This window comes from Candidatus Erwinia dacicola (assembly GCF_001756855.1).
Taxonomy (GTDB): domain Bacteria; phylum Pseudomonadota; class Gammaproteobacteria; order Enterobacterales; family Enterobacteriaceae; genus Erwinia; species Erwinia dacicola.
On sequence record NZ_MAYS01000193.1, the window covers coordinates 1 to 5,399 of the forward strand.

The 5,399-nt window shown below is 55.5% G+C and carries 5 protein-coding genes, 1 tRNA gene and 1 pseudogene; 3 read left to right on the forward strand and 4 right to left on the reverse strand.

Features of this window, described 5'->3' with window-relative positions:
* Both BBW68_RS06040 and BBW68_RS06045 read right to left on the reverse strand, forming a co-directional pair.
* A pseudogene (locus BBW68_RS06040) lies at nucleotides 1-558 on the reverse strand (LysR family transcriptional regulator); the annotation flags it as partial.
* Between the two features lie 352 nt (nucleotides 559-910).
* Nucleotides 911-1,135, reverse strand: a complete 225-nt coding sequence (locus BBW68_RS06045) for a YgdI/YgdR family lipoprotein (RefSeq protein ID WP_070134430.1) — start codon at nucleotides 1,133-1,135, stop codon at nucleotides 911-913.
* Between the two features lie 155 nt (nucleotides 1,136-1,290).
* Here BBW68_RS06045 and csdA point away from each other — a divergent pair, with 155 nt between their 5' ends.
* A complete protein-coding gene (gene csdA, locus BBW68_RS06050; RefSeq protein WP_070134431.1) occupies nucleotides 1,291-2,496 on the forward strand; it encodes a cysteine desulfurase CsdA in 1,206 nt (401 codons plus the stop codon).
* Between the two features lie 2 nt (nucleotides 2,497-2,498).
* Complete coding sequence (gene csdE / locus BBW68_RS06055) at nucleotides 2,499-2,936, forward strand: cysteine desulfurase sulfur acceptor subunit CsdE (RefSeq protein WP_070134434.1); 438 nt, start codon at nucleotides 2,499-2,501, stop codon at nucleotides 2,934-2,936.
* Nucleotides 2,937-2,973: 37 nt separating this feature from the next.
* Here csdE and tcdA read toward each other — a convergent pair whose 3' ends face one another.
* On the reverse strand, nucleotides 2,974-3,777 hold the full coding sequence (gene tcdA, locus BBW68_RS06060; RefSeq protein ID WP_070134432.1) for a tRNA cyclic N6-threonylcarbamoyladenosine(37) synthase TcdA: 804 nt from the start codon (nucleotides 3,775-3,777) through the stop codon (nucleotides 2,974-2,976).
* A 48-nt stretch (nucleotides 3,778-3,825) separates the two neighbouring features.
* Nucleotides 3,826-4,968, reverse strand: a complete 1,143-nt coding sequence (mltA, locus tag BBW68_RS06065) for a murein transglycosylase A (RefSeq protein ID WP_070134433.1) — start codon at nucleotides 4,966-4,968, stop codon at nucleotides 3,826-3,828.
* A 202-nt stretch (nucleotides 4,969-5,170) separates the two neighbouring features.
* Between mltA and BBW68_RS06070 the strand changes: the two genes are divergently transcribed.
* Nucleotides 5,171-5,247 (forward strand) — tRNA-Met (locus tag BBW68_RS06070).
* Nucleotides 5,248-5,399: the final 152 nt, after the last annotated feature.

A 5,399-nucleotide genomic window follows, 5' to 3' on the forward strand; every position in this document is an offset into this window, starting at 1 on the left:
GTCACTTTGTTGCGTTTCAAGTGGGTATGGGCGAGTTAAAAGCAGTGGGGAACAGACCGGCAGCAGATATTCTGCATACAGTTTTTCCACCCGCAGCCGCGGCCAGTTACCGTGCCCGTAGGAAATCGCCATATCGACATCATCGCCAGCTTCTCCTCATCGCGGTCGAGGGCGGAGATACGCACGTCGATGCCCGGATAAGCTGAGTTAAAGCTGATTAGCCTCGGCACCAGCCACTGAATAGCAAAACTCGGCAGCAAACTGACGGTAAGCGCACCTTCCGCGCTGCGCGCCTGCAGTTTGCGCATGGCGTCATTCAGCGCGGTAAAAATCTCTTTGATATCGAGGTAATAGCTCTGCCCCTCTTCGCTCAGCAACAGCGAGCGAAGAGGGGCAGCGAAACAGCTTCAGGCCGAGGAGATCCTCCAGCAACTTGATCTGGTGGCTGACGGCGGCCTAGGTGACAAACAGTTCCTCAGCCGCTTTCGTGAAGCTGAGGTGACGCGCGGCGGGATCAAAAACGCGCAGGACATTTAGCGGTGGTAAACGTTTAGACATGGTAGATGGGTTCTTTTCGCTCAAGGCCGGATACAGCTCGGACTGTCCGAGTGACGTACGTATTAGTTTTTTTATCCGAGCCATTATAATTTATCCGTTGAGGAACTACCAGCAAATACTTACAGTTGTCGCACTTCCTGAACCGGAACGAAAAGTGCATTGAAATTACGTGTTAACTCACGGAATTTTTTAGGAGTTTTTGGCTTGTGTTCGTGATGTTGTGTTTGCAATTGACCTGACGATTTTCGGGGCTGGTAGCTGAGCCACCTTTTATTCCTGTAGATTTACCCTGTCTGTCCAAGTGATTTTAATAGCACCGCTTAACGCGGTGCTTTTTTTTGCCTGTCGCCTGTTACTGGTTGGTCTCAACCATCTCTTTCACGTCAGAACGGTTAATCTGCTGCTTGTTGCCGTTGGCATCCTTGTAGCTGATCATTCCGGTATCGTTGTCGACCACTGGCTTACCATCGGATACGATAGTGCGACCATCATTGGTGTGCATAACATAGTTGCTTGAACACGCGGCTAGAGTAAAAGTCATGGTACAGGCTGCAATAACTGCGGCTAATTTCTTCATTTTTATATCTCCATGCTGAGAGTGAAACTACCTGCAGACATCGATCTTAATGACAGGTAATCATTTAAACTTTACCTGAATTAGCATAACGCGCTTTGCCGTCTTCGCCAGAAAAGTACATAAATTTCAGCTTGGTCCTAAATCACGAGAAACAGATGACATCATTTAATCCACTGCACTTTCGCCAGCAGTTTCCCACGCTGGGCGATGCCGGATGTTACCTAGACAGTTCCGCTACCGCGCTGAAACCGCTGGCGGTGATCGAAGCCACCGAGCAGTTTTATCGCCTGAGCGCTGGGACGGTTCACCGCAGTCAGTTCGCGACCGCGCAGCAGCTCACCGTGCGCTATGAAGACGCGCGCAGTCAGGTGGCAGCGTTGCTGAATGCCTGTGATGGCACCAACATCGTCTGGACCAAAGGCACCACCGAATCCATTAACTTGGTCGCGCAGAGCTATCTACGTCCGCGCCTGCAGCTGGGGGATGAGATCTTGGTTAGCGAAGCCGAGCACCACGCCAATCTGGTGCCGTGGCTGATGGTGGCTGAGCAGACAGGGGCCAAAGTGGTGAAGTGGCCGATTGGCGCCGACCGTCTGCCGGATCTCAGCCTGCTACCCGCGCTGCTCAACGACCGCACCCGCCTGCTAGCTGTCGGGCAGATGTCGAACGTCACCGGCGGCTGCCCGGACCTATCGCAGATTATGGCACTGGCCCATGCCCGCGGTGTAAAAGTGATGGTCGACGGTGCCCAAGGCGTGGTGCACTGCCCGCCGGATGTACAGGCGCTAAATATTGATTTCTATACTTTTTCTGGCCACAAGCTGTATGGCCCAATGGGCATCGGCGTGTTGTACGGCAGGGCAAACCTGCTGGCAGAAATGGTGCCGTGGCAGGGCGGCGGCAAGATGCTGAGCCGCGTCAACTTTAACGGATTCACCCCGCAGGCGGCGCCGTGGTGCTTCGAGGCAGGCACGCCAAACGTTGCCGGAGTGATTGGGATGAGCGCCGCGCTGGAGTGGCTGAGCAGCGTGGATATTGCCGCCGCCGAGCGCTGGAGCTGCGATCTTGCCGACCTTGCTGAAGCGCGGCTTGCTGGCCTGCCCGGCTTTCAAAGTTATCGCAGCGGAAACTCCAGTCTGCTGGCGTTTGATATCGCCGGTATTCATCACAGCGACGTTGTGACACTGCTGGCGGAGAGCGGGATCTCGCTGCGCGCCGGTCAACACTGTGCGCAACCGCTGCTGGCTGCGCTCGGTGTCAGCGGTACACTGCGCGCCTCCTTTGCCCCCTATAACACGCTGGAAGATGTGGACGCGCTGGCCGCGGCGATGACCACCGCTCTGGCGCTACTGGCTGATTAATGATGAATTTATCCCCGATCGCCCCACACCCGTTTGGCACAGAGGTGACTGCCGACTCGCTACTGACGCAGTTCGCCAGCTTTCGCCAGTGGGAGGAGCGCTATCGTCAGCTGATCTTGCTGGGTAAAAAACTGCCGGCCCTGCCGGAGGCGCTGAAAACGGCGGACATTGAGCTGAGCGGCTGTGAAAACCGCGTCTGGCTCGGCCATCAGCAGTGTAAAAATGGGCAAATACACTTTTATGGCGACAGCGAAGGGCGCATTGTGCGCGGGCTGTTAGTCGTGCTGCTGTGTGCGGTAGAGGGAAAAACCACCGCCCAGATCAGGGGATCGGACCCGCTGGCACTGTTTGACGGGCTGGGATTGAAAGATCAGCTGAGCGCCTCGCGCAGCGCTGGGTTGCAGGCGCTGGCCGATGCAGTGCTGCGCGCTGTGGCCTGACGGGCCGACCGAAAAAGAGGGTCGGCCCCGACAGTTTTTACGCTTGGCGTGCCGCCTTCGCCATCATCTTCTTCAATACGTGCGACACCGCGACAAAACCAAAGGTGGCGGTCACCATCGTTGCCGCGCCAAAACCTGAGGCGCAGTCCATGCGTTTTGGCCCATCAGCGGTTCTGCGTGACGCACATACCGAACCATCCGGCTGAGGGTATATCAGCGCCTCGGTTGAGAATACGCAGTCAATGCCCAGCTTGCCCTTGCTGCTTTTGACAATATTAAAGTCGTTTTTCAGCCGCTCGCGCAGCTTCGCCGCCAGCGGATCCTGAATCGTTTTTGCCAGATCGGCGACCTGGATCTGCGTGGGATCAATCTGCCCGCCCGCCCCGCCGGTTGTCACCAGCGGCATCTTATTGCGACGACACCACGCCAGCAGCGCCGCTTTTGGCCGCAGGCTATCGATAGCGTCGATCACATAGCTGAAGCCCTGACTCATCAGCTCTGCTGTATTATCCGGCGTAATAAAGTCATCAATGCAGGTGACGAGGCATTCCAAATTAATTTCGCGGATCCGCTGCGCCATCATCTCGGTTTTCGCCTGCCCGACGTTGTCTTTCAGCGCATGGATCTGCCGGTTAGTATTAGTGACGCAGACATCATCCATGTCGATCAGGGTGATCGCCCCAATTCCGGTACGCGCCAGTGCTTCCGCCACCCACGAACCCACGCCGCCAATACCCACTACGCAGACATGCGCGTCGGCAAACAGCTGTAGCGCAGACTGACCATATAAACGCGCCGTACCGCCAAAGCGCTGCCGCCAGGCGTCTGAAAGAACCATCATGGATTAATTCCTTAAAAGCAGCAGGCCGCAGAAAGCGGCCCGTCAGGTTTACTGACTGACCAGTAATGACCCCTGAGAAGAACTGTTCTGTGCCGATGAGAATACCGACTGGCCCGCGCCCAGTGCGGTTTTTAATACCCACACGCGGCCATAGTGATTAAACCATCCGGCCATATGACCGGCGTCCGGGCCGATGCCTTGGTAAATATCAAAATGCTGGCCCTTGATTGCGCCGCCGACATCCAGCGACACCATCATGCGCATCTCATATTTTCCAGTAAATTTACCGTTGTTGTTCAGTAAAGGAACTTCTGCCAGCAGCGCCGTTCCCGGTGGGATCAGCGAACGGTCAGAAGCTACCGAGGCTTTTGCCACCAGCGGCACCGCACTTGCCCCACGTACCGGCGCAAACGTTTCGGGCTTGAAGAACACAAAGGATGGGTTCTGCTCCAGCAGTTCACGCACCTCTTCCGGTCTGTGCGATGCACCCCAGTGGCGAATCGCCTGCATCGACATCTCTTCACGCTTCACTTCACCGCGGTCGATCAGCACTTTGCCGATGCTGCGATAGGCATGACCGTTTTTGCCGCCGTATCCGAAGAAGGTCAGCGGGCACCCATCGCCGTAGTCAACGTAGCCGCTGCCCTGTACATCCATAATAAAGTTATCCATCAGCGAGTTGCTGTAACCCACGATATAGCGTGCGCCCAGCGCACCGCTGTAGATATCAGCACGGCTTGGCAGGCGGCCACGTTTAGGCGGCATGCGGTACAGCGGATACTGGAACTCACCCTGGCGGGTATATCGCGCTTCAATCACCGGCGTGTAGTACCCGGTAAACTGCACGTTGCCATAATTGTCGGTGCCTTCCATCTGATAAGCATCCAGCCCGAACTGGTGCAGTTGGCGCGTATAGCCCCCGGCTATCAGCCAGCTCTCAATCGCGCTGTAGGTGCCCGACTGGCGCGAATACATGCCCGATGAGTATGAACGGATCTGCCCTACCTGGTCGGCAAAGTCTCTGCCATTTACTGGGCGGCCCTTCGCGTTGGGTTGATTGACCAGCCCGAGCGGCTGATCCAGTTTCCCGTCTTTATACTGTTGCCCACGGTCAGTAGGTTTTGACAAACAGCCTGCCAGCAGTGCCAGCAGTGTGCCGGTCATCAGATATTTCGCCCAACGTCCTTTCATGCCTTGTTTACCTTTATACGGGAACCCTGCGCGAAGATAGCAAAAGCATGGTCAGATTTAAACGTGTCGCCGGAAAAAGTATGCATTTGTGCAAAAATCCAGCATCTGGGTTAAAAAATGAGTGATAAACACGATTTTATCCACTTATCCGCAAAAAGTGGTTGCAACAAAACCAATCAGGCGTATAGTCCGCCCCCACGGACGCGGGATGGAGCAGCTTGGTAGCTCGTCGGGCTCATAACCCGAAGGTCGTCGGTTCAAATCCGGCTCCCGCAACCAGTTAAGCACCCCTAAAGACGTTTTTTTGTATCTGAAATTCGCCAATCCTTGTAAAAATCTGCGGCGAAACCCTTTTCGCCCGCTGACTATTTATGGTCGAGTCCGTCAAGTAGGCAGCCTGATGGACTCAACTTGTCATAGCCTGCAGTGGC